Genomic DNA, 23911 nt, shown 5'->3' with positions numbered 1-23911 from the left:
AGTGAGTCCAGTGACATCCGGAGACGGGGCTCAGGTGGCGGCAACGACGGCCGGGGCGGTCGGGACCTTCGCCTGCTCGTCGGCCTTCAGCAGCGTGATGATGGCCATCGGCGCGGCATCACCCTGGCGGACCTTCGCCAGCTTGTAGATGCGCGAGTATCCGCCCGAGCGGTCCTTGTAGACCGGAGCGACCTCGTTGAAGAGCTTGAAGGCGATGTCCTTCCTGGTGAGGACGGCCAGGACGCGGCGGAACTTGTCGAGATTCCAGCCACCCTTGGCCAGGGTGATGATCTTCTCGGCGAACGGCTGGAGTTCCTTGGCCTTGGCCAGGGTAGTCTCAATCTGACCGTGCTCGATGAGCGACGTGGCGAGGTTGCGGAGCATCATCTGGCGATGCGCGGGCGTCCTCTTGAATTTCCGGCCGGCTTTGCGGTGACGCATGGGGATATCTGATGGGTTCGGGGTGAGTGGGGCGGTCCCCGAGGAATCCACCCGGGACCACTCGGGTCGCGGGGTGAAAGCCTCGGGCTCGTAAGCGACGAGGCCGGACTAGACCCCGGAACGCTGGGGGACGTCCATGCCAAGGTCGAGGCCGATCTCGAGGAGCTTGGCCTTGACCTCTTTGAGGGTGGTCTCGCCGAAGTTGCGGACCGTCAGCAGCTGGCCTTCGCTGCGGGAGACGAGGTCCCGCACGCTGTTGATCCCCTCACTCTCCAGGCAATTGGTCGCCCGGACGGAGAGTTCCAGCTCGGCCAGGCTCATCCCCAGCTTGCGATCAAGCTCGGCGTCCACCGGCGAGTCGCGGTACCCGTCCAGGCCCGACGAGTCGGAGGGAAGGCCCGGGCCCGGCTCGTCGTACTGGACGAACGGATTGAGGTGCTTGCGGAGGATCTTGGCGGCCTCGACCAGGGCCATCTCGGGGCCGAGGGTCCCCTTCGTCCAGATCCGCAGCGTGAGCTTGTCGTAGTTGGTGCGCTGGCCGACTCGCGTGTTCTCGATCTTGTACTCGACGCGATCGACCGGCGTGTAGATGGCGTCGATGGGGATGGCGCCGACCTCGAGGTCGTCGGTGTGCCCCTCGGCGGCGGGCCGATAGCCACGGCCATTCTCCACGGTCATCTCGAGGACGAACGGGACGTCGTCGGTGAGCGTGCAGAGGATATGGTCGGGGTTGATGATCTCGATCGTCTCGTCGTGCGTGATGTCGGCGGCGGTGACCACGCCCCGGCGTTCTCGCTCGATCCGGATCGTCCGGTTCTGCTCGGAGTGATTCTTGACGACCAGGCCCTTGATGTTCAGGACCAGGTCGGTGATGTCCTCAACCATCCCCGGGATCGACGAGAACTCGTGCAAGACCCCCTGGATCTTAATCTTGGTGACCGCGCTCCCCTCCAGGCTGGACAGGAGGATGCGGCGCAGGCTATTGCCGACGGTATGACCGAAGCCACGCTCGAAGGGTTCGACGTAGAACTCGCCATAGGTGTCGGTCAGCTTCTCGCGGGCACAGATCACCCGGCTGGGGAGTTCGAGGCCACGCCAACGGATGCGCATCGCGCGGGGCTCCATGATCTAGGATAGGTCGGACGACTCGCCCGCGTTTGCCGCCCGGGCGGAGACGAGGCCGACCGGGGCGGCTTGAACGCCCCGGCCGAGTCATCTCGCGTCTCGTTGCTACACCGCCGGCGACGGTTCACTCGCAAGGAAGATCGAGGGGCAGAGGGCGACGCCGAGGGCGGACGGGTCCGCCCAGCGTCGTCGAGTCTTAGCGGCTGAGCAGCTCGACGATGAGCTGCGGCGTGACGGGCAGCGAGATGTCCTGATTGCCGGGCAGGCGAGCAACGCGACCCTCGGGCGGCTCGACGCTGCTGCGGTCGAGCCAGTCGGGAGTCGGCGGCATGCCTTCGGTGGCCAGGGCGCCCGCGGCCATCTTGCGGGAGTGTTCGCGATCCTTGACGGTGATCTGGTCGCCAGGGCGGACCAGGTAGCTGGGGATGTCCAGCTTCTTGCCGTTGACCAGCACGTGACCGTGCGTGACCATCTGCCGCGCCTGGGGACGGCTCAGGGCGAACCCCAGCCGGGTGATCACGTTGTCGAGGCGGCGTTCGAGCAGCGCCATGAGGGCGTCGCCGGTATTACCGGGCCGGCGGGCGGCCAGCTCGAAATACTTGCGGAACTGACGCTCGAAGATGCCGTAGTACCGCTTGACCTTCTGCTTCTCACGCAGACGGATCGAATACTCGCTCGCTTTCCCGCGGCGGAACTGGTGCATGCCGGGGACGCCCTCGCGACGATCGACGGCGCACTTGGGCGAGTCGCACCGCGTCCCCTTGAGGAAGAGCTTCAGGCCTTCGCGGCGGCAAAGGCGGCAGACGGGTCCGATGTGGCGTCCCATGGTCGTATGGACAATCCTCTCACGAAGAATAGGCGTTGAGTCGAGTCGGGCGAATGTCTGGGGCCGTCGAGGCCGAGCCGGTGCGGGGCCCTGCCGAGCCCCGGAATGCGTGCGACTGACGTGCGGCCCGTGCGGTCAGACCCGCCGCTTCTTGGGCGGGCGGCAGCCGTTATGCGGCAGCGGAGTCACGTCTTCGATGGCTTTGATCGACAGCCCAGAGGCGACCAAGGCGGTGATGGCGCTCTCGCGGCCGGAGCCGGGGCCCTTCACCTTCACCTCGACCTCTTTGACGCCGAACTTCGTGGCCGTCGCGGCAGCCGTCTCGGCCGCACGCTGCGCGGCGAACGGGGTGCTCTTGCGGCTCCCCTTGAAGCCGACGGTCCCGGACGAGGCCCAGCACAACGCGTCGCCGTTGGGGTCGGTGATCGTCACCGTCGTGTTATTGAAGGTCGCTTTGATGTGCACGATCGCTCGGCTGACGTTGCGTCGCGTCTTACGCTTCTTGGCCTTGGCCACGGGTCCGTTGCTCCTCGTCAGAAGGGCCGGCCGGGGGTTGCAAGCCACCGGGCGGCCATGGGTCGGATCGTCGTGTGTCGTAGGATGGTCGGTCGGGGCGGCCGGGCCATCGTCGGGCGTCGGCGTGGAGGACGTTGAACGGTCGACCCATCGTCGGGGCCGGCTCGAGATACGGAGCAGACGGGCATGTCGGAGAAACCATCCGTCGTCGCACGGCGACCTCGCAAGGCCCTCAGCGCGAGACAGCGGCTCGACAGCCAACGCCCCTCAGCCCACCCGCAGGAGTCCAGCTTGCGGGCCAGACTCGCGGGGCGGGAGGGGCGATCCGGGGCGAACCGCCCCGCATCCCGAACAATCCGTTAACGCATTTCCTTGACGCCCTTCTTGCCGGCAACCGTCTTACGCGGGCCCTTCCGGGTCCGGGCATTGGTCCGGGTGCGCTGGCCGTGGACGGGCAAGCCCTTGCGGTGGCGCAGGCCGCGGTAGCAGCCGATGTCGCGCAGTCGGGCGATGTGCTGCTGGACCTGGCGGCGGAGCTGACCTTCGACGACGTATTCGTTGTCGAGCAAGGCGGCGAGCTTGGCCAGGTCGTCTTCGGTCAGGTCACGTGCGCGGATGTCCGGGCTAATCCCGGTCCGTTCGCACAGCTGTTCGGCCAAGAACGGGCCGATCCCGTAGATGTAGCGCAGTGAGATCACCGCGCGCTTGTCGTTCGGGATGTCGACACCGAGGATACGAGGCATCCGTCGAATCTCCGTGGGGCTAAGGCCGCCGGGCTCCCGGACCATCGCGACTTGGAACGGTCCCGGAGAAGTACCACTGTCGTGGCATCTCCCCCGGAAACGTGAGGGCATCGCGGGGACCGGGTCGGCCTCAGCCTTGTCGCTGCTTGTGTCGGGGGTTCTCGCAGATCACGTACACCTTGCCCCGGCGGCGCACGACCTTGCAGTGCTCACAAATCCGCTTGACGCTCGATCGAATCTTCATCGGACCAATCGCTCGCTTTCCCTGATCAACTCGCACCGGTCAAAGTCGCGTCGACCGGGTGGTGGGCCGGGCCCGGTTGAGATCGGGCGGGCCAACTCGCGTCGCGGGGAGTACTCGCACGGGCGTCGGTCAATCCGCTCGATCATTGGCGGGAGATACCCACCGGGACGAATTGGGCCAAACTACCGCAAAAGGCAACCCGTACGCAAGATCGTTTCATCCCTCACGCACGAATCGGGCGGAGAAAATTCTCCATCGACCGATCCGAGGTCAAGGATGGTGTGTTTTGGTTGGAGTTCAGTCATCCGGCGATGTCAGCACACGAGGGCCGTCCAACGTCATCGCCACGGTATGCTCGAAGTGGGCGCTGGGGCGACGATCCTTGGTTTCGATCGTCCAGCCATCATCCAGAGTCCGGACGTCCTTGGTCCCCATCGACACCATCGGCTCGATCGCAAGGACGACGCCCGGCTCGAGCCGGATATCATGCTTCCGAAGAGCCTTGCTGACGAAGTTGGGGACCTGGGGCTCCTCGTGCATCTCCTGGCCGATCCCGTGGCCGACGAATTTCTCGACGACGTGCATCCCCTGGCTCTTGACGTATTGCTCCATCAGCGAGGCGACCTCGGACCAGGTCCGACATCGCCCCATGGCGCGGATGGCCAGGGCCAGCGTCTCCTGCGTCACGTCGAGCAGCTTGATCGTCTCGGGCGCGACCTGACCGATAGCCAGAGTGATCGCCGAGTCGCCACACCAGCCGTTGAGCCGGCAGCCTGTATCGATCGAGACGATATCCCCATCCCGCAAGGGACGACGATCGGGGATCCCGTGGACGACAACCTCGTTGACGCTGGAGCAGATCACAGCCGGGAATGGCGCCTTGCCGCGGATCGAGCTGGGGTAGCCGAGGAACAGCGGGGTCGCATCCGCCTCTTTGAAGATGGCGGCCACGACCTCGTCGAGTTCGGCCGTCGAGACGCCGGGCGCGGCGATCTTACGCACCTCACCCAGGGCCCGGGCGACGAGACGCCCGGCCTCACGCATCAGGCCGATCTCGCGAGGACTCTTCAGTTTGATCATGCCCGACGCCTCGCGGACTCGAGCCGCAGCCGGGCTCGGTCGTGGATTGCTCACTTCTTGCTCACTAGCCCGCTGTAATTCCGCATGATGAGGTGGCTATCGATCTTCTGGACGAGGTCAAGGCAGACGCTGATCACGATCAAGAGCCCGGTACCGCCCAGGAATGACGCGATCGTGAAGTCCACGCTCAACGCCCCCGAGACGATCGACGGGATCACCGCGACCAGGCTGAGGAAGGCGGCTCCAACATACGTGATCCGCAGCATCACCTTCTCCAGGTAGTCGGCGGTCCGACGACCGGGGCGATAACCCGGGATGAAGCTCCCCAGGTCCTTCAGGTTCTCGGCCATGTCCTTCGGGTTGAAGGTGATGGCCGTCCAGAAGTAGCAGAAGAAGTAGATCAGGACCACGTAGAAGACGGTGTAAACATATCCGTGGTTGCGGAATGCGTTGGCCGCTTCGTCGAAGAACGAGGCCATCGTCGAGCCGAACGTCCAGGCCTCGGACCGAAGGCCTGCCGTGGCGTTGGCAAGGCTATTGAGGATGAAGTAGGGGAACATGAGCAGGCTCGACGCGAAGATGATCGGCATGACGCCGGCCTGATTCACCTTCAGCGGGAGGTACTGCTTCGTGCCGCCGAAGACTCGGCGTCCGCGGACATGCTTCGCCGACTGGGTCGGGATCCGCCGTTGACTCTCGGTGATCGCGATGACGCCTACGACGACCGCCACAAATAAGATGGCGAGGATCGCCAGCGTGATGAACCCGTACTTATTACCGCCCGGGTTCAGCTCGGGGCTGGAGTTGGACAGCAGCTTGTAAAGGGCGTCGGGCATCCGGGCGAGGATCCCGGCCATGATCAGCAAGCTGATGCCGTTGCCGATGCCGTACTCGTCGATCTGCTCACCGACCCACATCAGGAAGATCGTTCCCGCTGTCATGGTCAGGACGCAGACGGTTCCATACCAGAGCGTTCGATACCCAGGTGGAACGACGTCCATCGTCGAGAACATATATTGCACCCAGAACCCGCTCTGAATCAAACAGAGCAGGACTGTGGCATACCGCGTGTATTCGTTGATCTTCTTACGGCCGCTCTCCCCTTCCTTCATCATCGCCTCGAGGCTGGGTACGACCGAGCCGAGGAGCTGGAAGATGATGGACGCGGAGATGTAGGGCATGATCCCCAGGCCGAAGATCGTGCTCATGCCGATCTGCGTGCCCCCGAACATGGCCACGGTGCCGAACACACGGCCGGCGGCGGTCGAGCTCAAGCTCTCCTGCCAGCGTGCCAGTCTCGACTGGTCCACCACCGGGAGCGGGATATAGAACCCGATCCGATAGATGGCCAGGAACATGGCCGTGATCAGGATTTTGCGCTGAAGCTCAGGGACTTTGAACAGGATCGTGTACAGCTTGCCCACGGCGCAACTCCTGGGAAGTCGGGCGGCGGCTGGCGAACGGCCCGGCCGGGACGCGACGAACTCTCGGACCAATGGACGTCAACCGGCACGGATCTCGGTCGACCGGGTCGCCCGCATGATGCGGGCGACCGGCGACCGACCACCTCCCGGATTGCGGATCAGGCGACGAGTGCCTGACCGCCAGCTTCAACAATCTTGGCGGCCGCGGAGCCGCTGAACTTTTCCGCGTGAACCGTGAACGTCTTGGTGAGGGCACCTTCGCCGAGGATCTTGACCCCGTCGTCGTGCCGCCCCTTGACCAGGCCACGGGCGCGGAGTTTGGCTTCGTCAATCACCGTGCCCGACTCGAAGCAAGCTTCGAGAGCCGAGATGTTCACGATGGCGAAGTTCTTCTTGAAGGCACCGTTGACGAACCCACGCTTGGGAACGCGACGGGACAAGGGCATCTGCCCACCTTCGCTGATCGGGTTCTGCTTGAACCCTTGGCGAGAGGAGTGTCCCTTATGCCCCTTCGAAGCCGTCTTGCCGTGACCAGAACCGGTACCACGGCCGACGCGCTTACGCTTCTTGTACTTATGGATGCCGACGTGGACGTCATGCAGTTGCATTAGAGTGTCACCCCACGGAGCCGGGCCACGTCGTCCTTGGTCCGGAGCTGGGTCAGGGCGTTGATGGCCGCCTTGACGATGTTCAGCTTGTTGGTCGAACCGTAGCTCTTGCTCAGAATATCTGTAATACCGGCGGCCTGGACCACCGCGCGGACGGCTCCGCCGGCGATGACGCCGGTGCCCGGGCTGGCCGGGAGCATGATGACACGGGCGGCGCCGTAGCGGCCGATGACCTGATGGGGGATGGTTCCGCCCTTCAGGTTCACCCGATTCATCTGCTTGTGGGCGTCCTTGACACCCTTCTCGACCGACGGCGGGACTTCGTTGGCCTTGCCGTAGCCCCAGGCGACCTGGCCGCGGCCGTTGCCCACGACCACGAGCGCATTGAAGCTGAAACGACGGCCACCCTTGACCACCGCGGCGCAACGGCGAATAGCGACGACGCTCTCCGTCCAGTCGCCTCGGTCGCTCCGATCACGATCTCTGTTATCGCTGGACACAGACTGATCCCTTCTCGTCGTTGATCGGTCCGACCCGCGGCGGAGTGCCGCAACCCCATTCCGGGGCGAGGCGCCTCAAGTCGGTGTTGAATCAAATCGAATCAATGCCGAGCCCGCCCTGGGCGGGACATCGGCCGGAGAATTAGAACTGGAGGCCGGCCTCGCGGGCGGCGTCGGCCAGGGCCTGAACCCGGCCGTGATACTTATAGCTTCGGCGGTCGAAGCAGACCTTGTCAATGCCCGCCTTCTTGGCGCGTTCGGCGACGAGACGACCGACGACCGACGCCGCAATTTTGTTTCCGCCGTATGGGGCGGAGGCCTGCTCGCGGAAGTCGGAGTCGAGGGTGCTCGCCGAGGCGAGCGTCTTGCCCGCGACATCGTCGATCACCTGGGCATAGATGTGCTTCGAGCTGCGGAAGACGGCCAGCCGGGGCCGCTCCACGGAGCCGAAGAGCGGCTTGCGGACGCGACGTTGACGCCTGAGGCGACGGACCTGGACCTGAGCTCGCTGGTTCACCGGGACGTTCCTTCGAGGGGTTTCGGGGCGACCGAGAGATGCCGGTTGCCCAGCCCCGTTGCGTGGATGGGTACGCTCCGCCCTGGCAGGCCGACGCGGCCTGAGGCTCGGCAATTACTTCGAGCCGAATGCCTTGCCAGCCTTGCGACGGACGACCTCGCCCTCGTAGCGAATTCCCTTGCCCTTATAGGGCTCGGGTGGACGGACCTTGCGGACGACGGCGGCGAACTGGCCGACCGCCTGCTTGTCCGGGCCGGAGACCACGACGTGCGTCGCATCGGGCACCGTGACCGTGACCCCAGGAGGGGCTTCCAGCACAATCTGGTTGGCGAAGCCGACCTGAAGGGCCACGGTGTTGGCCTTCTTAAGCTGGGCCTGGTAGCCGACGCCCTGAATCTCGAGCCGCTTCGTGTAGCCGGCGACCACGCCCTCGATCATATTGAAGACGAGGCTGCGGGTCAGGCCGTGGAGGGCCCGATTCTGGCGTTCGTCATTGGCACGCTCGACGACGACCTGCTTATCGGCCTCATCGTAGCGAACCGTGATGCCCGGCTTGTAAGTGAAGGACAGCTTGCCCTTCGGCCCCTCGACATTGACCGTCGAGTCGGCGACGGAGACCTTGACGTTGGCCGGCACTGCGACCGGCTTGCGACCGATACGAGACATGAGACCGTCTTCCTCTCGCGAGCGTTGGATCGTGTCTGGGTAAAAGTCCCCGCAGGCTCGCCCTGACCACCAATCCGCCGCAATCGACCCACATGAGTGAGCGTCGATCGTGGCCCGCAATCAGACAGCCGGGAGAGATCTCGACCGGCCGGATCGCGTGGAAGGCATGAGGGCGAGAGTCGAGCTGCGATTAGCTGACCAGGGCGAGGACTTCGCCGCCGACCTTCTCGGTGCGAGCGCGACGGTCGCTGAGGATGCCCCGAGGCGTGCTGAGGATCTGGATCCCCATCCCGTTGAGCACCGGCTTGAGTGTCTTGTAGCCCGCGTAAAATCGCCGGCCAGGCTTGCTTACCCGTTTGATCTGGGTGATAAGCCGCTCGCCATTGGGGCCGTACTTCATCTGGAGTCGGAGAGTCCTGGACGGGACGGTCTCGAGCTCTTCGAAGTCCCAGATATAGCCCTCATCCTTGAGAACCTGGGCGATCCCCTTGCGGATTTTCGAGGCGGGCATCTCGATGAGCGTACGCTCAATCCGGACGCCGTTGCGGATCCGGGTGAGCATGTCGGCAATCGGGTCGGTCATCATCGCAGGAGGAAGTCCATCGCCGTTGCGGGTAACGCGCCCTTGGCCCCCGAAACATTCGGCGGGCAGAGCCAGCGTCGGCGCATCGGGTGTGAGAAAAGGCTCGCAGGAGGCCGGAAGGAGGAGGTGGTGGGTTTACCTCGTCTGGACGAGGTGAGAGCCCTTACCAGCTCGCCTTCTTGACGCCGGGAATCAGGCCACGGCTGGCAAGATTTCGGAAGCAGATGCGGCAGATGCCGAACTTGCGATAAACGGCGCGAGGGCGACCGCAGAGTTTGCAGCGATTGCGATGACGCACCGCAAACTTGGGCACCGACTGCGACTTGATCATCTGGGCCTTGGTCGACATCGCTCAGCAATTCCCCGAGATGAGGGACGTTGGGAACAGCGAGGCCGGAAGTCCGGCCCGCGTCTTATCAGGCAGTCGGGGGCTTGGCAGGGGCACCCTTCGCGGCATTCGGCTGGCGGAAGGGCATGCCGAAGGCGCGGAGAAGCTCACGGGCCTGGTCGTCTTTGGCTGTCGAGGTCACGAACGTGATGTCCATGCCCTGCGTGTGATGCAGCTTATCGGCATCGATTTCGGGGAAGACAACCTGCTCGGCCAGTCCGAGGGTGTAGTTGCCGTGCCCATCGAAGCTGTTCGGATTGACCCCGCGAAAGTCACGGATACGAGGCAGGGCGATGGAAACGAGACGGTCGAGGAACTCGAACATCCGCTTGCCACGCAGCGTGACCTTGCAGCCGATGTCGTTGCCTTCGCGGAGGCGGAAGCTGGCGACGGAGACTTTCGCCTTGGTGACATACGGCTTCTGGCCGCTGATACGGGCGAGGCTCTCAACGGCGGCCTCTAGGAGGGCTTTGTCCTGGGTGGCTTTGCCGACACCCATATTGATGACGATCTTGTCGAGCTTGGGAATCGCCATCTTATTGGCGACGCCGAACTTGGCGACAAGGGCCGGGGCGATCGTCTGAGCGTACTGATCTTGCAGGCGGGCCATCGATCAAGATCCTTTCGGGGCGTCGGCCCGAGCGTAATTCGGCTTGACGGGCCCGATGACGCCCAGGCCCGACGAGCAAGCCTTGCAATAGCGTTCCTTCTGGCCGGCCTCGGTGAACCGACGGCCGAGACGGACGCCCCGGTTGCAGGTCGGGCAGAAGAGCATCACGTTAGAGGCGTCGATCGGCATCTCCTTGGAGAGCCGGCCCCCTTGCTGGTTCTTGGCACTCGGCTTCAGGTGCTTGTAGACGCGATTCACGCCCTCGACGACGATCTTGCCCTTCTCGGGCAGGACGCGCAGCACCTTGGCGATTCGGCGAGCCGAGGGGCTCCCCTTGTCGTCGCCGGCGATCACTTCGACTTGGTCGTCTTTTTTAATGTTCATGGTCGGGTCATCCGCTCGAGGCGAGGTCGCGATGGGGCCGAGGGGCTTGGGGTCAGACCACCTCGGCGGCCAGGCTGATGATCTTCATGAACTGGCGTTCGCGGAGCTCGCGAGCGATGGCCCCGAAGATGCGCGTGCCGCGAGGATTCTTGTCGTTGTCGATCAGGACGACGGCGTTGCGGTCGAACCGGACGTACGAGCCGTCCGTTCGTCTGGTTGGGCTGCGGACGCGGACGACCACACAGCGGACCACGTCGCCGGCCTTGACGTCGCCGCCGGGGGAGGCCTTCTTCACGCTGGCGATGATGATATCACCAAGGCCCGCGATCCGACGCTTGTAGTGCGAGGCGCTACCGCCGAGCACCTTGAAGCACATGACTTCTTTGGCCCCGGTATTGTCGGCCACGTCGAGCCGAGTCTGCATCTGGATCATTGGTCAACTACCTGAGCCGGGGCCACCGCCGCGCCGTCGCCAGAGGGATCGGAGCGGGGCGTGTCGGACGGGGCCGGGTCGTGAGTCGGTCGGGTCTGGGTGTGTCGCACGTCGGGGCATTTCGGCCGAACCGGTCGGCCGACGCGTGCTCAGTCGGTGGTCTTCGCGGCTTCGCCTTCGCCGGCGAGCGCCTGTTGGGCACCCTGGCGGACGATCCGGACGATGCGCCATCGCTTCAGCTTCGAGAGGGGCCGGGTCTCCATGATTTCGACGAGGTCGCCGTCATGGGAGATGTTGGCCTCATCGTGGGCATGGCAGACGGTACGCTTGCGCTGGAACTTGCCGTACTTGGTGTGCGGCACCAGCCGCTCCACCTCGACGCGGCGAGTCTTATCCATCTTATCGGAAGTGACCACGCCAATTTCCGTCTTGCGGCGGAGGCGAGGGGCAGCTTCGGGCGTCGGTAGGCTCATTCGTGAAACCTGTCTCGTTCCGCGGGTCCGTCGGGTCATCGGGCGTGGCGACTAACGGCCACGGGTCCATTCCGGTCAGGAGGCGACGACCGCCTTCTCGCGGTCAATCTCGCGCAGGCGGAGGATCGTCTTGATTCGGGCGATCTCGCGCTTGGCCTTGATGATCTCGCTGGGGGCTTCAAGCCGCTCGGTCTCGCTCTGGAGACGGAGGCGGAAGAGGCCGATTTGCGTCTCGTGCAGCAGGATGGCGAGCTGCTCGTCGTTCTGGTCGCGGAGTTGGGCGGCCTTGCTCATCGTCAAACCTTTTCTGCGATCGGGCCGGGCGACGCGGCTCATGCGCCTCGTCGCCCGGCCTGGTCGGGGTCGTCCTCATCCACGGGGCCGGATCGGCCGGGGGACGGGTGGAAGCTCAGAACGTCGGCCGACGGGTGACGAACCGGCAAGCCACGGGGAGCTTATGAGAGACGCGAGCAAGGGTGGCCCGGGCCACATCTTCGCTCACGCCGGCCAGTTCATACAAGACGGTACCCGGCTTGACGACCGCGGCCCAGTATTCAACTTCGCCCTTGCCCTTACCCATCCGGGTCTCGGCCGGGATTGACGTGATGCTCTTCTGCGGGAAGATTCGGATATAGAGCTTCCCGCCACCTTTGACCGACTGGCTGGCCACGATCCGGCCCGCTTCGATGGTCTGGGCGCTGATGCGACCAGGTTCCAAGGTCTGCAAGCCGTATTCGCCGAAGGCAACAAAATTGCCCCGGGTGGCGTTACCTTTTACGCGGCCTTTTTGGCTTTTTCGGTACTTGACCCGCTTGGGCATCAAGGCCATCGGTGGTGCCCTCCATCTTCAGGTAATCGCCTTGGTTGACCCACACCTTGATGCCGATGTGGCCCTGGGCGGTCTTGGCTTCGGAAAAGCCGTAATCGATCTTGGCCCGCAGGGTCGAAAGGGGAATCGAGCCGGCGTTGGCCTTCTCGGTTCGGGACATCTCGGAACCGCCGAGGCGACCCGAGAGTTGGATCTTGACGCCGCGTGCGCCGCCATCCATCGTGTGCTCGATCGTCCGCTTCATCGTCCGGCGGAAGCTCGAACGCTTCTGGAGCTGCTCTGCGATGTCCTCGCTGATCAGCTGAGCGTCGATCTCGGGCCGGGTGACCTCTTCGATCTTGACTTCGATCCGGCGGCCGGTCAGGTCCTGCAACTCTTCCTTGAGTCGGTCGACCTCGGCACCCTTACGGCCGATGATCACGCCCGGACGCGCGGTGAAGAGGAAGACGGTGACGGCATCTCGGGTCCGCTCGATCTCAATCTTGGGGATTCCAGCATAGCTGTACTTCCCCTTGACGAACTTCCGGATCTTGAAGTCCTCGACCAGAAGGTCGCTGAACTCGTGCTTGGAGGCGTACCAGCGGCTACGCCAGTCTTCCATGATCCCGACCCGGAAGCCGGTCGGTCGAATTTTTTGGCCCATCGGTCGGCATCCAGTTCGGGAAGGGTCGGCGAGAGCGACGCGGTCAGAGGTCGGTTGAGTAGACCGGACGGGGTCCGGTCGGGTTTCAAGGGCCGCCCCTGCGGCCGGCATCGCGACGGTTGACATCGCGGGATGAATCAGACCTCGAGTGAGGCCAGGTCGGTCAGCCCGATTGTGATATGGGCGCTGCGGCGACGAATCATGTACGCCATACCGCGAGCGCGAGGCATCAGCCGCTTGAACATCGGGCCGCCGTCGCCGCGGGCGTCATTGACGACCAGGTCGCCGACGTTGCGAACGCCCTTGTCCTCGGCATTGGCCATGGCGCTCTTCAACGCCTGCTCGATCATCCGTGCTCCGCGGTGGGGCATGTACTTGAGGATGTCGATTGCATCATCGACATACTTGCCGCGGATCAGGTCGAGCAGCGGGAGCAGCTTGCGCACCGAGATGCGAGCGAAGCGGTGTTTGGCGATGTACGTACTCATGAAAAGCCGGGTCCTTCGCGACGGGCAGACGGCCCGCGGGATGACTTACTTACGGCCGCCCTTGCCGGCCTTGCCGCCATGGCCGCGGAACGTCCGGGTCGGGGAGAATTCGCCGAGCTTATGCCCGACCATGTCTTCAGTGACGTAGAGCTTGATGAACTGCTTGCCGTTGTGAATGGCGAAGTTCTTGCCGATAAACTCGGGCACGATCGTGCAGGCGCGAGCCCAGGTGCGGATCGGCTCGCGGTTGCCGGTCGACTCGACCTTGTACACCTTCTCGAGCAGACGCTCGACGACGTACGGGCCTTTCTTCAGAGAGCGTCCCATCGCGTGCAATCCCCGCATAGGCCGGCCCGGCCGAGCGGTTAGGCCGCGGGCCGGGGGCGTTGAATTCGTCGATCGAGGGCGGTCAAGCTGGCCGTCGCATTTGGAAATGCGACGGCCGGCTGTGAGGTCAGTGTGTCGGGGATGGGCCTGCGTCGGGACTGTCTCGGGCCCTCGACGTAGATCCGTTAAATCAGAGTTTCAGCTGACCGTAGCGAACGCTCCGGCGACGGCGAATGATCGCCGAGCTCGAAGGCTTGCGACGACGGCGAGTCTTGCCGCCCTTGGCCAGCACGCCGGTCGGCGAGCAAGGATGACGGCCGCCGGACGTACGTCCTTCGCCACCACCCATCGGGTGTTTGTTGGGATTCATGGCGACGCCGCGGACATGCGGACGACGACCCAGCCAACGGCTTCGGCCCGCTTTGCCGAGCTTGATGCTGGAGTGGTCCGAATTTCCGACAACGCCGATCGTCGCTCGGCAGGCGGCCGGAATACGGCGAACTTCGCCAGACGGGAGAGTGATCTGGGCCCAGGTCCCCTCGCGAGCGGTCAGCGTGGCGCTAACACCCGCGGAGCGGCAGAGCTTGGCACCGCCACCAGGCTGCATCTCGAGGTTGTGGATCGACATCCCGGTGGGGATCTTGCCCAACGGGAGGCAATTACCAACCTTGGGCTCGGCGGTCGGCCCGCTCATGACGGACATGCCCGCCTTGAGGCCTTCCGGCGCGATGATGTACCGCTTGACTCCGTCGGGGAAGACGATGAGGGCAATGCGTGCCGAACGGTTCGGATCATACTCGATGTGAGTGACCGCCGCCGCCACGCCGTCCTTATCGAGCCGCTTGAAGTCGATGATGCGGTACATCCGCTTGTGCCCACCGCCCCGATGACGGGCCGTGATGAAGCCCTGGTTGTTACGCCCGGACTTCTTCTGAAGGGGTTCGGTCAGGCTCTTCTCGGGCTTCTTGTTCTTGTCGGTCAGCTCGCTGAAGTCGCTGACCGTGGCGTTTCTGCGCCCGGGGCTCGTCGGCTTGTAATATCGGATGCCCATCGCGGTCGCGTCCTTCGCTCGCCGCCGGTTTGCGCCCTAGAGGAGGACGCCCCGTCGCGGATTCAATTCTCAATAAAAGTCGATGCGGTAGTCGTCTTTCAAGGCCACGATCGCCTTCTTCCAGTTTCGCATCCGGCCCGCCTTGAGCTTGTAGCGGCGCTTCTTGCCGAGGCGATTCTGGGTGCGAACGTCGGCGACCTTGACATTGAAGAGGGCCTCGACGGCCTCTTTGATCTCGGTCTTCGTGGCCAGCGGGTTGACCTCGAAGGTGTAGGCGTTGTGCCGTTCCGAGAGGTGGGTCGCCTTCTCGGTGATCAGCGGCCTGAGCAGCACCTGATAGGGCTCGAGGACCGGCCCGCTTCGCTTGTATGTCGGGGCGCGATAGAGCGTGACCATTGGATCAGAGGGCCTCCGAGGCGGCCAGGGCGGGGCGGCGGGCCGGCTTTTCTTTGACGCGTTCCTTCAGCACCGCGAGGGCCTCGCGGGTCAGCAGGAGATAGCGCTGCTTCAGGACGTCGTAGGTATTGAACTCTGCGACCGGGGCGATGAGCATGCCATCGATGTTCCGGGCGCTCAGGTAGAGGTTCTGGTCGCTGGTGGGCAGTCCCAGCAGGATCGAGCGGCTGTCGAGGGTCCGATCCAGGGCCTGGGCCTTGGTCTCGCCGGCGACCGCGGTGGCCGACTCGGCCAGGTCGGGACGGCGGATGGCCCGCAGCACGTTGACCACGTCTTTGGTCTTCGGGGCGGTGGGCGCCAACCCGTCGATGATGATGACCTGCTGGTCCTGGAACTTGGACAGCACGGCCATCCGGATGGCGGCCCGCACGGACCTCTTAGGCAGCGAGTACCGATAGTCGCGGTTACGACGGGCGAAGGCGACACCGCCGCCCTTCCGCTTGTTGGTCCGCTTGGCACCGGCGCGAGCGTTGCCGGTCCCCTTCTGACGGAAGATCTTCTTACCCGAGCCGGCGACGTCCGCACGGCCACGGGTATTCACCGTGCCGACGCGGCGGGCGGCCTCGTGCATCAGGACGACTTCGTGGAGGAGCTGCTTATTGACCACGCCACCGAAGTCGGCCGGGTCGATCGACTCCTCGCCCACCTTCTCGCCGGTCGGGTTATAGACAGGGACGGTCAGCATGTCGGGTCATCCAGGTCGAGACGCGCCACCACGCGAGGGCACCCATCGGTGGCCACCGCCACGAAGGGCGGCCGGTCCGAGGCGGGCATCGCCTCGCGCGGGTTGTGGTCGAAAGGGTCGTTGGGTTCGTTCCGTCGGGACGGCCTCGCGGCCGCTCCGGCTTGACCGATCGTAGATCGGCCCCGCTCCCGACACACCACGCGTCGGGTCGTCCTGCAATATTCGGATCAGACCTTGTTGGTCTGGTGGATCGTGACGTAGCCGCCGTTGGGGCCGGGGATCGCCCCACGGACGAGCAGCAAGTTGTTCGTCGGATCGACGCGGACCACCTTGAGGTTCCGCACGGTGATCCGAGCGTTGCCATACTGGCCCGGCTTGCGGATCCCCTTGCGGGTGTGGGCCGGGTCGGCGCTGGGGCCGCTCGATCCGGGGTGGCGATGCATCCGCTTCACGCCGTGGGTGGCCCGGAGGCCCTTGAAGCCGTGACGCTTGATGACGCCGGAGAATCCGCGGCCCTTGCTGGTCCCGCTGATATCAACCCGTGTGATCTCGCTGAAGACTTCGACGGTCAGCGTCTGCCCCGCATCGATGCCATCCGCCGGGCCGTCCTGCCTGATCTCGCGGACGTACCGCTTGGGCTCGGAGTCGGCCTTCTTGGCGTGGCCGCGTTCGGCCTGAGTGGCACTCTTCCGCTTCTTGTCGGCGAACCCGAGCTGTACGGCATGGTAGCCGTCGCGCTCCTCGGTCCGGATTTGAAGGACGGTGCAGGGGCCGCACTCGACGACGGTCACGGGGACGGCGACCCCGTCTTCTTGATAAATCTGTGTCATGCCGACTTTGCGGCCGAGCAGTCCGACGCGCATCAGAAACACTCCGTCTCTCGTTCCGCACCGCCGATAGGTGTGCCGCGTCGTTTAGACGCCGCGGCCGACGCGGGGGCAATGGCCCCAGCGACCCTCGACCGAGATGGGCCGCCCCGTCATTCGGGGCGGATCGGTCGCCGAATCCGGAGGCATTAAGCCCCGGTCGGCCCAGCCTTGATCTTGATATCCACGCCCGCCGGCAAGCTCAGCTTGTTCAGCGCATCGATCGTCTTATTCGTCGGCTGCACGATGTCGATCAGACGCTTATGCGTCCGGATCTCGAACTGCTCACGCGACTTCTTGTCGATGTGAGGGCTGCGGAGAACCGTGTATCGCTCGATCCGCGTCGGCAACGGGATGGGCCCGTGCACGATGGCTTCGGTCCGCTTCGCCGTTTCGACGATATCCTTGGCCGATTGATCGAGGATCGTATGGTCGTACGCCTCCATCCGGATGCGGATTCGTTCGTTGCTGATACCCGCCACGCGTAGATCCCTTCGATCAACCGATCAACCGAACTCGTGATCTTGAAACACAAACGATCCCGCGGCGACGCGGGAAAGTAAGAATCTAATGAGGTACCCCGTCGATGTCAAGCAAACGACGCCCCCTTTTCCCCGATTCCACTCATTCGACCGGCAAAGCCCGACTTGCGGGTGGGTCAACCTCATCCGCCCGCGAGACTTTCGAGCATGCTATCAGGCGCCGCGGCGTATTCGAGGGGTTCCATCGAGTAGCTGGCCCGGCCCTGGCTGAGGCTCCTGACGGCCGTGGAGTAGCCGAACATCTTCTCCAGCGGAGCCCGGGCGTCGACGACCTTGAGTTTGCCTCGGTCGGACATCTTCTCGATCTGGGTCCGGCGAGACATGAGGTCGGCCATGACGTCTCCGAGGTAATCCTCGGGGGTGACGACCTCCAGCTTCATGATCGGCTCCAGGAGGGTGGAGCCGGCCTCCTGCACGGCCTTACGCAGGGCGTCGGAGGCGGCGAACCGGAAGGCGATCTCGTTGGACTCGGTCTCGTGGCTGTCGCCGTCGACGAGAGTCACCTTGAGGTCAACCATGGGGAACCCGGTCCGTCCCCCCGATTTCGCTTCCTCGCGGAGGCCGGCCTCGACGGAGGCGAGGAACTCGGCGGGGATGACGCCTTGCTTCAGTTTGTTGACGATCATCATCGTGGGTCCGCCCTTGGGGAGGACGACGTGTTCCAGGTCGATGGTCACCTTGGCGTATAGCCCGGTGGTCCCGGTCTGGCGAATGCAGCTCCCCTGGACCCGCTTAACGTTCGTCCGGATGGTCTCTCGATAGCTGACCCGGGGGCGGCCGACGTGGACCTTGAGTTTGAAGTCCCGGATCATCCGATTCTTGAGGATCTCCAGGTGTAGTTCGCCCATTCCTGAGATGAGGGTCTGGCCGGTCTCCTCGTTCACCTTGTAGAGGAACGTCGGGTCTTCGCGTGCGAGGGCCCCCAGGGTGTCGGCGAGCCGGCCTTTGTCGGCCGAGCTGACGGGCTCGATCGACATGCTGATGACAGTCTCGGGGAATTCGATCCGCTCCAGGAGGATCGGATGGTTGGCTTCGCAGAGGGTATCCCCGGTCACCGACTCCTTGAGCCCCACGACGCCGACGATGTCACCGGCGGAGGCCTGATCGACCTTGATGCGCTCGTCCGCGGCGATGTGGTAGAGGCGTGAACAGATCTCCTTCTTGTCCTTGCCCGGGTTATAGACGCGGGTGCCGGACTCGAGGACACCGGAGTAGATCCGGACGAAGGAGAGGTCTCCGTGGGCGTCGTTCGTGATCTTGAAGACGAGGCCGCAGAATGGTTCTTTGGGGTCCGGCCTGCGGACCACTTCGGTCCCCTTTTTGGGGTGGTGACCGACGACCGGGGGCTTGTCGAGGGGGCAGGGAAGGTAGGCGGAGACGGCGTCGAGCAGTCGCTGGACGCCGACGTACTTGAAGCTGGAGCCGCAGAGCACCGGCTGGGCCTCGCCGGTGAGGGTGGCCCGGCGGATGGCGGCGACGAGTTCGTCCTCGGTCAGTGGCTCGCCTTCGAGGTGGGCCAGGTAGTGCTCGGCGAAGAGTTCGTCGTGGTCGCTGAGGGCGTCGAACATCCGTCCGCGCCAGAGATCAGCCTCGTCTCGGAGGTCGTCGGGGATCTCTTGCTCGGTGACGGTGGAGCCGAGGTCGTCGGGCTTGTAGTACAGGGCACGCATCGTGATCAGGTCGATGAGGCCCTGGAACTCGCCCATGGTCCCTTCCGGGCCGGCGCCGATGGGGATCTGGACGGCGAACGGGTGGCCGTCGAGTCGGTCCTGGATCTCGCCGAAGACGCGGTCGAACTCGGCGCCGATGCGGTCCATCTTGTTGATGAAGCAGAGGCGAGGGACGCTGTATTTGGTGGCCTGGCGCCAGACGGTCTCGCTCTGCGCCTCGACCCCCTCGACGGCGGAGAAGACGACGATGGCGCCATCGAGGACGCGGAGCGATCGCTCGACTTCGGCGGTGAAGTCGACGTGCCCCGGGGTGTCGATGATGTTGATCGTGATGGGCTCGCCGGCGGCATCCTTCCACTGGCAGGTGATCGCGGCGGCGACGATGGTGATGCCGCGTTCGCGCTCTTCCTCCAGGTAGTCGGTGGTGGTGTTGCCCTTGTCGACGTCGCCCATCCGGTGGATGGCGCCGGTGTAATACAGGATGCGTTCGGTGGTCGTCGTCTTGCCGGCATCGATGTGGGCGATGATGCCGATGTTACGAATCGACGTGAGCGGTGGGCTGTCCATGTCGGGCGGTCCGGTCGTGCGTGGAGTCGCCCGTCGGGCATCCGTTCGGGCTACGGTGTGCGTTGAGGAATCTCTTCGAGGGCGGGGAGATTGAACGCGTGTCGGCCGTTCGCTCACGCCGAATTAAGCGTCAGGGAACAGGTCGACGACGTCCAGGCGAAGGCCGGGCAGGTGCGCCTCTGCGGTCAACTCATCTCGGATGTTGAATAGACGAGGCGGAATCTCGGGACCATAAACGGTCACCGTGCGGAACTTCGGGTCGACGAGCCAGACGAGCGCGACGCCCGCCTCGAGACAAAGCGTCACCTTGTTGGCAACGCGTTCGGAGGTGTCGGACGGCGAGAGGATCTCGACGGCCAGGATGGGTGGCCCGTCGAAGATCCGCTGCCCCTGTGATCGTTCGACGACCTCGGGCCCGACGTAGGCGACGTCGATCCCGACGACGACGGCCGGGTCACGGCGCAGGCGGAAGCCCGCCTCGCCCGAGACGATCAACCCGCACGGCCGGTGTTGGGTCCTGAGCCAGAGATTGAGCGAGGTCGCAAAGTCGGCCTCGGCCACGCTATGCGCAATGCTGCGGTACGTCACGGGTGTCCCCGGCCATTCGTGAAGTACCCCATCGATCAGATCTCGGTCCACGCCGTCGTCGGGCAGGTCGAGGAACTCGTCGACGGTCATCAGCGGCTTGACGATCTCGGTCGCGTTGGACATTGGGAGTGACTCCAACGGCCCTTGGTCCGGGAACAGGGACGGGGCGGAAACGCCTACTTTGTGGAAAGAGGCGCCCGCCCCGAGGGTTCGGCTCGGCTGACTCGAGTTGTGGAACGTCGCTCGCCCGTCGATGGGGGAGAGGTCGCCCCGCCTTTGGTCACCAGGCGAAGTGGGCGAACGCCTTGTTGGCGTCGGCCATGCGGTGGACGTTCTCGCGACGGGTGACGGCGGCGCCTTCGCGATTGTAGGCGGCCAGGAACTCGTCGGCCAGCTTGATGGCCATCGGGCGCCCCTTCTTCTCGCGGGCGGCCATCAGGAGCCAGCGGACCGAGAGGGTCTGCTGACGGACCTTGTTGACCTGCATCGGCACCTGATAGGTGGCACCGCCGACGCGCTTGGACCGGACCTCGATGACGGGCTTGACGTTTTCGAGGGCACGGACGAAGACGTCGAGCGGGCTCTCGTTGGGCAGGCGGCGCTCGATGAGGTCCATGGCGTCATAGAAGACCTTCTGCGCCACGCTCTTCTTGCCGTCGTGCATCAGGCAGTTGATGAACTTGCTGACCAGCTTCGAGCCGTACCTGGGGTCGGGGCGAAGCTGCTCCTTGCTCATCGTGAACTTGCGGGCCATGCGCTCATATCCTGGTTCAAGACGGGACCGTGGGCGTGTCTCGGTGACGGACGATCGACGACGGGATCGGACGGGCCGGCGGCTAGGCCGGCCCGCCGGCTCATTTCTTCTTGGCGCCCTTCACCGGCGCGTTGCCCTTGGCCTTGGCCCCGTACTTGGAGCGGGCCTGCTTGCGGTCGGCGACGCCGAGGCTGTCGAGCACACCGCGGACGATGTGGTAGCGAACACCCGGCAAGTCGCGAACGCGGCCGCCACGCACCAGGACAATCGAGTGCTCCTGGAGGTTGTGGCCTTCGCCGCCGATGTAGGCGGTGACTTCCTTGCCGTTCGAGAGCCGGACGCGCGCCACCTTGCGGAGCGCCGAGTTCGGCTTCTTCGGGGTCATCGTCTTGACCTGAAGGCAGACGCCCCGCTTGAACGGGCAACCTTCGAGAACCGGCGACTTGGTCTTGTATTTGACCGGCCGGCGCGGCTTGCGGACGAGCTGGTTGATCGTGGGCATGAGTCAATGGTTCCGTACGTCCCGGCCGATCTCACCGCGGGGCGAGACCCCTTTGGGGCGGGCCGGGCATTCATCCTCGATAGGGCCGATCGCGGGGCATCGCGCCGGGCGTCCCCCGTTCGACAGCTGCTGACGGCCGGGAGTCGCTTCCCGAGTCCGCCGCGTGGCGACGCGCACGAGCAGGCTGCGCCGCCCGACCGCAAAGCCGAAGCATGCAATATACCTACGCTCGCCGCCTTGTCAACACCAGCCCGCGATTGACAACCTTGCCCAGCCCGGCCTACCATTCCAGCCGCCCGCCATGGTTGGGCAGAAGACATTGATTTTTGGCCCTTCTTGGTGTGCGACCTTTGACGACGCCAGAGTTCCGGGGCGGGCCACTGCGGGTCGCTCTCCTCTATGATATGGACGCCTGCTACAACCCCACGGGCGTGACCCGCCATGCGCTGGCGCAGACGGCCAGACTCCGTCGCCGCCCGGATGTGGACCTCCGCCTGATCTCGGGGCGAATCGGCCATCCGGACGGCCTGGCCTTCTGGGAGACCATGGACGACGTCGCCCGCCGTGAGCTGCCGCTCTCGATGCGCACGATGCTCCGGCTCTGGCGGATGACCCAGTTCCCTCCGATCGACTTCTGGGCGGGGACGGCCGAATGGATCTACTGCCCGGCCGAGTACTGGATCCCCACCATCCGTCATAAGCTGGCCGTCACCAGCCATGACGTGCTCCAGGACCTGACCTACGGTAACGATCGGCGCAAGGCGATGCTGGGGCAGGTCTTCGGGTCGGCCACACTGATCCTGTCCGTCTCCGACTTCAACACCAGGATGCTCGTCGAATCATTCCCAGCCTGCCGGGCCAAGGTCAGGTATGTTCCCAACGCCGCCGAAGATCTCTTCTTCAAATCCGCCAGTTCGGCGGAACGAACCCATGTGCGTACCGACCTGGGCCTGCCCGACGGCGTCCCCTATCTGCTCTCGGTGGCCAACTTCCAGCCCAGGAAGAACCTGGCCCGACTGATCAGTGTCGCAGGCCGACTGCCCGAGGTGGCCGCAGGCGACCTGGCCCTGGTCCTCGTGGGCGACGGCTCGGCCGAGGAGCTCGGCCCGATCCGCGAGGCCATTGCCGCGTTGGGCCCCAAGGCTCTTGTACGGACGCCCGGCTATCTCCAAGGGAAGGCCTTGAGGGCCGCCTACGCCGAGGCCACCGCGCTCGTCTTCCCGTCGATCTGCGAGAGCTTCGGCATCCCGGCCGTCGAGGCTATGGCCCAGGGATGCCCGGTCGCCCTGGCGAATTCGACCGCCCTCCCCGAGATCGGCGGCGAGGCGGGCTGGTATTTCGACCCCGCGGTGGACGACTCGATCACCGGGACGCTGGCGGACCTGCTCCGGCAGACCGACGAGCGGGCCCGCCGGGTCGATCTCGGCCGATCGATCGCGGGGACGTACCGCTGGGACGCCTCGAATGATCGGCTCGTGGCGGCGCTACGCGGCGGCTGAGCTGGACGGAACGGCGCTCAGGCAGTCGGAGTCATGAAGAGCCATTGGGCCCAGGGACGCCCCTCGTTCATTGCCTCGGCCGACTCCTCAGGCGAGAGCTCCGTGCCGGCGGGGAGATCGTCCCCGGAGCGGGGACGGCTATCGATCGTCTCGATCGCGTGGGTCGCGCCGAAGCGTTCATGGAGGCGGCGGCCGATCCCTTCCAGGACGCCTGCGTCGGTGGCCAGGCCGTCGTGGGTCTCAACCAGGACATAGGATCGGCGCAGGGGCTCGACCCGCACTGGATCGAGGAGCAGGTCTTCGGCCCCCTCGCAGTCGCAGATCAAGGCGGGGCGACGTGCCCCCTCCAGCGAGGCGGCCAGCGAATCCAGGTCGCAGGTGCCGCGGATTTGCAACCGGGCGGAGACCTCGTTCCGCTCGGCCAGCTGGCGGAGATAGTAGCGAGCGGACGGGTTCATCTCGAAGCCGACGACCAGCGCATCGGGGTTCCGCATGGCCATCCCCACGGCGTAATAGCCTTCGGCCGCCCCGATGTCGACGATCCGATCGCAGCCGGCCGCGCAGATCGCCTCGATCGCGGGCGCGATCTCGCGTTCATAAGTGCCGACGAGCTTGGGGAGGAACTCGCTGCAATAGGCCGCGGCGATGGGCCGCATCCCGCGGAATGGCCCCTGGGCAACGCGATCGGGGGTCGCCAGCCGTCCGACGATCCGCCGATGGGCCTTGCGGCGACGGCGGACCTGCGGGTAGCGCGCGTAGCGGAACGCGTCCTGCAGCACGAGGGGCAGGGGGGCGGGCAACCGTTCGATGCCCCGTCTCAGGAGGTGCTTCATGCTCGGCTCGGTCTCGAATAGGCTGCGAAGGAACGGCGTGTCAGAACCGT

At 64.9% G+C, this 23911-nt stretch carries 34 protein-coding genes; 1 reads left to right on the top strand and 33 read right to left on the bottom strand.

Going from position 1 to position 23911, the window contains the following annotated elements; all coding sequences use genetic code 11:
* Nucleotides 1-30 precede the first annotated feature (30 nt).
* From rplQ to rpsL, 32 genes are all read right to left on the bottom strand, one after another.
* Complete coding sequence (gene rplQ / locus EP7_RS01440) at nucleotides 31-441, bottom strand: 50S ribosomal protein L17 (protein WP_463525772.1); 411 nt, start codon at nucleotides 439-441, stop codon at nucleotides 31-33.
* A 108-nt stretch (nucleotides 442-549) separates the two neighbouring features.
* Entirely contained in the window at nucleotides 550-1551 is a 1002-nt protein-coding gene (locus EP7_RS01435) for a DNA-directed RNA polymerase subunit alpha (protein ID WP_463525771.1), read from the bottom strand.
* A 211-nt stretch (nucleotides 1552-1762) separates the two neighbouring features.
* Entirely contained in the window at nucleotides 1763-2392 is a 630-nt protein-coding gene (rpsD, locus tag EP7_RS01430; protein WP_463525770.1) for a 30S ribosomal protein S4, read from the bottom strand.
* 135 nt (nucleotides 2393-2527) lie between these two features.
* Entirely contained in the window at nucleotides 2528-2908 is a 381-nt protein-coding gene (rpsK, locus tag EP7_RS01425) for a 30S ribosomal protein S11 (protein ID WP_463525769.1), read from the bottom strand.
* Nucleotides 2909-3267: 359 nt separating this feature from the next.
* Nucleotides 3268-3651, bottom strand: a complete 384-nt coding sequence (gene rpsM / locus EP7_RS01420) for a 30S ribosomal protein S13 (protein WP_463525768.1) — start codon at nucleotides 3649-3651, stop codon at nucleotides 3268-3270.
* A 130-nt stretch (nucleotides 3652-3781) separates the two neighbouring features.
* Nucleotides 3782-3895 carry a 50S ribosomal protein L36 gene (gene rpmJ, locus EP7_RS01415; protein WP_463525766.1) on the bottom strand — a complete coding sequence of 38 codons (114 nt, stop codon included), beginning with the start codon at nucleotides 3893-3895 and terminating at the stop codon, nucleotides 3782-3784.
* A gap of 297 nt (nucleotides 3896-4192) precedes the next feature.
* Nucleotides 4193-4975, bottom strand: coding sequence for a type I methionyl aminopeptidase (gene map, locus EP7_RS01410; RefSeq protein WP_463525765.1), 783 nt, complete (start codon nucleotides 4973-4975; stop codon nucleotides 4193-4195).
* A gap of 50 nt (nucleotides 4976-5025) precedes the next feature.
* Nucleotides 5026-6399, bottom strand: coding sequence for a preprotein translocase subunit SecY (secY, locus tag EP7_RS01405; RefSeq protein WP_463525764.1), 1374 nt, complete (start codon nucleotides 6397-6399; stop codon nucleotides 5026-5028).
* Nucleotides 6400-6557: 158 nt separating this feature from the next.
* Nucleotides 6558-7007 (bottom strand): 50S ribosomal protein L15, encoded by a 450-nt coding sequence (rplO, locus tag EP7_RS01400; RefSeq protein WP_463525763.1) that lies wholly within the window; start codon nucleotides 7005-7007, stop codon nucleotides 6558-6560.
* Nucleotides 7007-7507 carry a 30S ribosomal protein S5 gene (gene rpsE, locus EP7_RS01395; protein ID WP_463525762.1) on the bottom strand — a complete coding sequence of 167 codons (501 nt, stop codon included), beginning with the start codon at nucleotides 7505-7507 and terminating at the stop codon, nucleotides 7007-7009. The genes rplO and rpsE overlap by 1 nt, the downstream gene beginning before the upstream one ends.
* 142 nt (nucleotides 7508-7649) lie before the next feature.
* The gene (gene rplR, locus EP7_RS01390) at nucleotides 7650-8024 is read right to left on the bottom strand and encodes a 50S ribosomal protein L18 (RefSeq protein WP_463525761.1); all 375 of its coding nucleotides are present in this window, start codon (nucleotides 8022-8024) and stop codon (nucleotides 7650-7652) included.
* A gap of 114 nt (nucleotides 8025-8138) precedes the next feature.
* Nucleotides 8139-8690, bottom strand: coding sequence for a 50S ribosomal protein L6 (gene rplF / locus EP7_RS01385; RefSeq protein ID WP_463525760.1), 552 nt, complete (start codon nucleotides 8688-8690; stop codon nucleotides 8139-8141).
* A 190-nt stretch (nucleotides 8691-8880) separates the two neighbouring features.
* Nucleotides 8881-9276 carry a 30S ribosomal protein S8 gene (gene rpsH / locus EP7_RS01380; RefSeq protein ID WP_463525759.1) on the bottom strand — a complete coding sequence of 132 codons (396 nt, stop codon included), beginning with the start codon at nucleotides 9274-9276 and terminating at the stop codon, nucleotides 8881-8883.
* Nucleotides 9277-9436: 160 nt separating this feature from the next.
* Entirely contained in the window at nucleotides 9437-9622 is a 186-nt protein-coding gene (locus EP7_RS01375; protein WP_463525758.1) for a type Z 30S ribosomal protein S14, read from the bottom strand.
* Nucleotides 9623-9689: 67 nt separating this feature from the next.
* Complete coding sequence (gene rplE / locus EP7_RS01370) at nucleotides 9690-10271, bottom strand: 50S ribosomal protein L5 (protein WP_463525757.1); 582 nt, start codon at nucleotides 10269-10271, stop codon at nucleotides 9690-9692.
* A gap of 3 nt (nucleotides 10272-10274) precedes the next feature.
* Complete coding sequence (gene rplX, locus EP7_RS01365; RefSeq protein ID WP_463525756.1) at nucleotides 10275-10655, bottom strand: 50S ribosomal protein L24; 381 nt, start codon at nucleotides 10653-10655, stop codon at nucleotides 10275-10277.
* Between the two features lie 52 nt (nucleotides 10656-10707).
* Entirely contained in the window at nucleotides 10708-11088 is a 381-nt protein-coding gene (rplN, locus tag EP7_RS01360) for a 50S ribosomal protein L14 (protein WP_463525755.1), read from the bottom strand.
* Nucleotides 11089-11237: 149 nt separating this feature from the next.
* On the bottom strand, nucleotides 11238-11561 hold the full coding sequence (rpsQ, locus tag EP7_RS01355) for a 30S ribosomal protein S17 (RefSeq protein ID WP_463525754.1): 324 nt from the start codon (nucleotides 11559-11561) through the stop codon (nucleotides 11238-11240).
* A 75-nt stretch (nucleotides 11562-11636) separates the two neighbouring features.
* Nucleotides 11637-11855, bottom strand: a complete 219-nt coding sequence (rpmC, locus tag EP7_RS01350) for a 50S ribosomal protein L29 (RefSeq protein WP_463525753.1) — start codon at nucleotides 11853-11855, stop codon at nucleotides 11637-11639.
* Nucleotides 11856-11970: 115 nt separating this feature from the next.
* Complete coding sequence (gene rplP, locus EP7_RS01345) at nucleotides 11971-12390, bottom strand: 50S ribosomal protein L16 (protein WP_463525752.1); 420 nt, start codon at nucleotides 12388-12390, stop codon at nucleotides 11971-11973.
* Complete coding sequence (rpsC, locus tag EP7_RS01340; protein WP_463525751.1) at nucleotides 12329-13033, bottom strand: 30S ribosomal protein S3; 705 nt, start codon at nucleotides 13031-13033, stop codon at nucleotides 12329-12331. The genes rplP and rpsC overlap by 62 nt, the downstream gene beginning before the upstream one ends.
* Before the next feature lie 137 nt (nucleotides 13034-13170).
* Nucleotides 13171-13521: a 50S ribosomal protein L22 gene (rplV, locus tag EP7_RS01335; RefSeq protein WP_463525750.1), complete on the bottom strand. Its 351-nt coding sequence runs from the start codon at nucleotides 13519-13521 to the stop codon at nucleotides 13171-13173.
* Nucleotides 13522-13566: 45 nt separating this feature from the next.
* Complete coding sequence (rpsS, locus tag EP7_RS01330; protein ID WP_463525749.1) at nucleotides 13567-13848, bottom strand: 30S ribosomal protein S19; 282 nt, start codon at nucleotides 13846-13848, stop codon at nucleotides 13567-13569.
* A 190-nt stretch (nucleotides 13849-14038) separates the two neighbouring features.
* The gene (rplB, locus tag EP7_RS01325; RefSeq protein ID WP_463525748.1) at nucleotides 14039-14899 is read right to left on the bottom strand and encodes a 50S ribosomal protein L2; all 861 of its coding nucleotides are present in this window, start codon (nucleotides 14897-14899) and stop codon (nucleotides 14039-14041) included.
* 69 nt (nucleotides 14900-14968) lie between these two features.
* Nucleotides 14969-15295, bottom strand: a complete 327-nt coding sequence (gene rplW, locus EP7_RS01320; protein ID WP_463525747.1) for a 50S ribosomal protein L23 — start codon at nucleotides 15293-15295, stop codon at nucleotides 14969-14971.
* Between the two features lie 4 nt (nucleotides 15296-15299).
* Nucleotides 15300-16040: a 50S ribosomal protein L4 gene (gene rplD, locus EP7_RS01315; protein ID WP_463525745.1), complete on the bottom strand. Its 741-nt coding sequence runs from the start codon at nucleotides 16038-16040 to the stop codon at nucleotides 15300-15302.
* A 227-nt stretch (nucleotides 16041-16267) separates the two neighbouring features.
* Nucleotides 16268-16903 (bottom strand): 50S ribosomal protein L3, encoded by a 636-nt coding sequence (rplC, locus tag EP7_RS01310; protein ID WP_463525744.1) that lies wholly within the window; start codon nucleotides 16901-16903, stop codon nucleotides 16268-16270.
* A gap of 152 nt (nucleotides 16904-17055) precedes the next feature.
* Nucleotides 17056-17388, bottom strand: a complete 333-nt coding sequence (gene rpsJ, locus EP7_RS01305; RefSeq protein ID WP_463525743.1) for a 30S ribosomal protein S10 — start codon at nucleotides 17386-17388, stop codon at nucleotides 17056-17058.
* Nucleotides 17389-17570: 182 nt separating this feature from the next.
* On the bottom strand, nucleotides 17571-19685 hold the full coding sequence (gene fusA / locus EP7_RS01300; RefSeq protein WP_463525742.1) for an elongation factor G: 2115 nt from the start codon (nucleotides 19683-19685) through the stop codon (nucleotides 17571-17573).
* Between the two features lie 123 nt (nucleotides 19686-19808).
* The gene (locus tag EP7_RS01295; RefSeq protein WP_463525741.1) at nucleotides 19809-20396 is read right to left on the bottom strand and encodes a Uma2 family endonuclease; all 588 of its coding nucleotides are present in this window, start codon (nucleotides 20394-20396) and stop codon (nucleotides 19809-19811) included.
* A gap of 157 nt (nucleotides 20397-20553) precedes the next feature.
* Nucleotides 20554-21027, bottom strand: coding sequence for a 30S ribosomal protein S7 (rpsG, locus tag EP7_RS01290; RefSeq protein ID WP_463525740.1), 474 nt, complete (start codon nucleotides 21025-21027; stop codon nucleotides 20554-20556).
* Between the two features lie 100 nt (nucleotides 21028-21127).
* Nucleotides 21128-21529, bottom strand: coding sequence for a 30S ribosomal protein S12 (rpsL, locus tag EP7_RS01285; protein ID WP_463525739.1), 402 nt, complete (start codon nucleotides 21527-21529; stop codon nucleotides 21128-21130).
* Nucleotides 21530-21879: 350 nt separating this feature from the next.
* Here rpsL and EP7_RS01280 point away from each other — a divergent pair, with 350 nt between their 5' ends.
* Entirely contained in the window at nucleotides 21880-23028 is a 1149-nt protein-coding gene (locus EP7_RS01280; RefSeq protein ID WP_463525738.1) for a glycosyltransferase family 4 protein, read from the top strand.
* Between the two features lie 17 nt (nucleotides 23029-23045).
* Here EP7_RS01280 and EP7_RS01275 read toward each other — a convergent pair whose 3' ends face one another.
* Nucleotides 23046-23861: a methyltransferase domain-containing protein gene (locus EP7_RS01275; protein WP_463525737.1), complete on the bottom strand. Its 816-nt coding sequence runs from the start codon at nucleotides 23859-23861 to the stop codon at nucleotides 23046-23048.
* Between the last annotated feature and the right edge of the window lie 50 nt (nucleotides 23862-23911).

This window comes from Isosphaeraceae bacterium EP7, from assembly GCA_038400315.1.
Lineage (GTDB): Bacteria > Planctomycetota > Planctomycetia > Isosphaerales > Isosphaeraceae > EP7.
The sequence above is the reverse complement of the archived record's forward strand: the minus strand, read 5'-3'. Positions and strand labels throughout refer to the sequence as shown.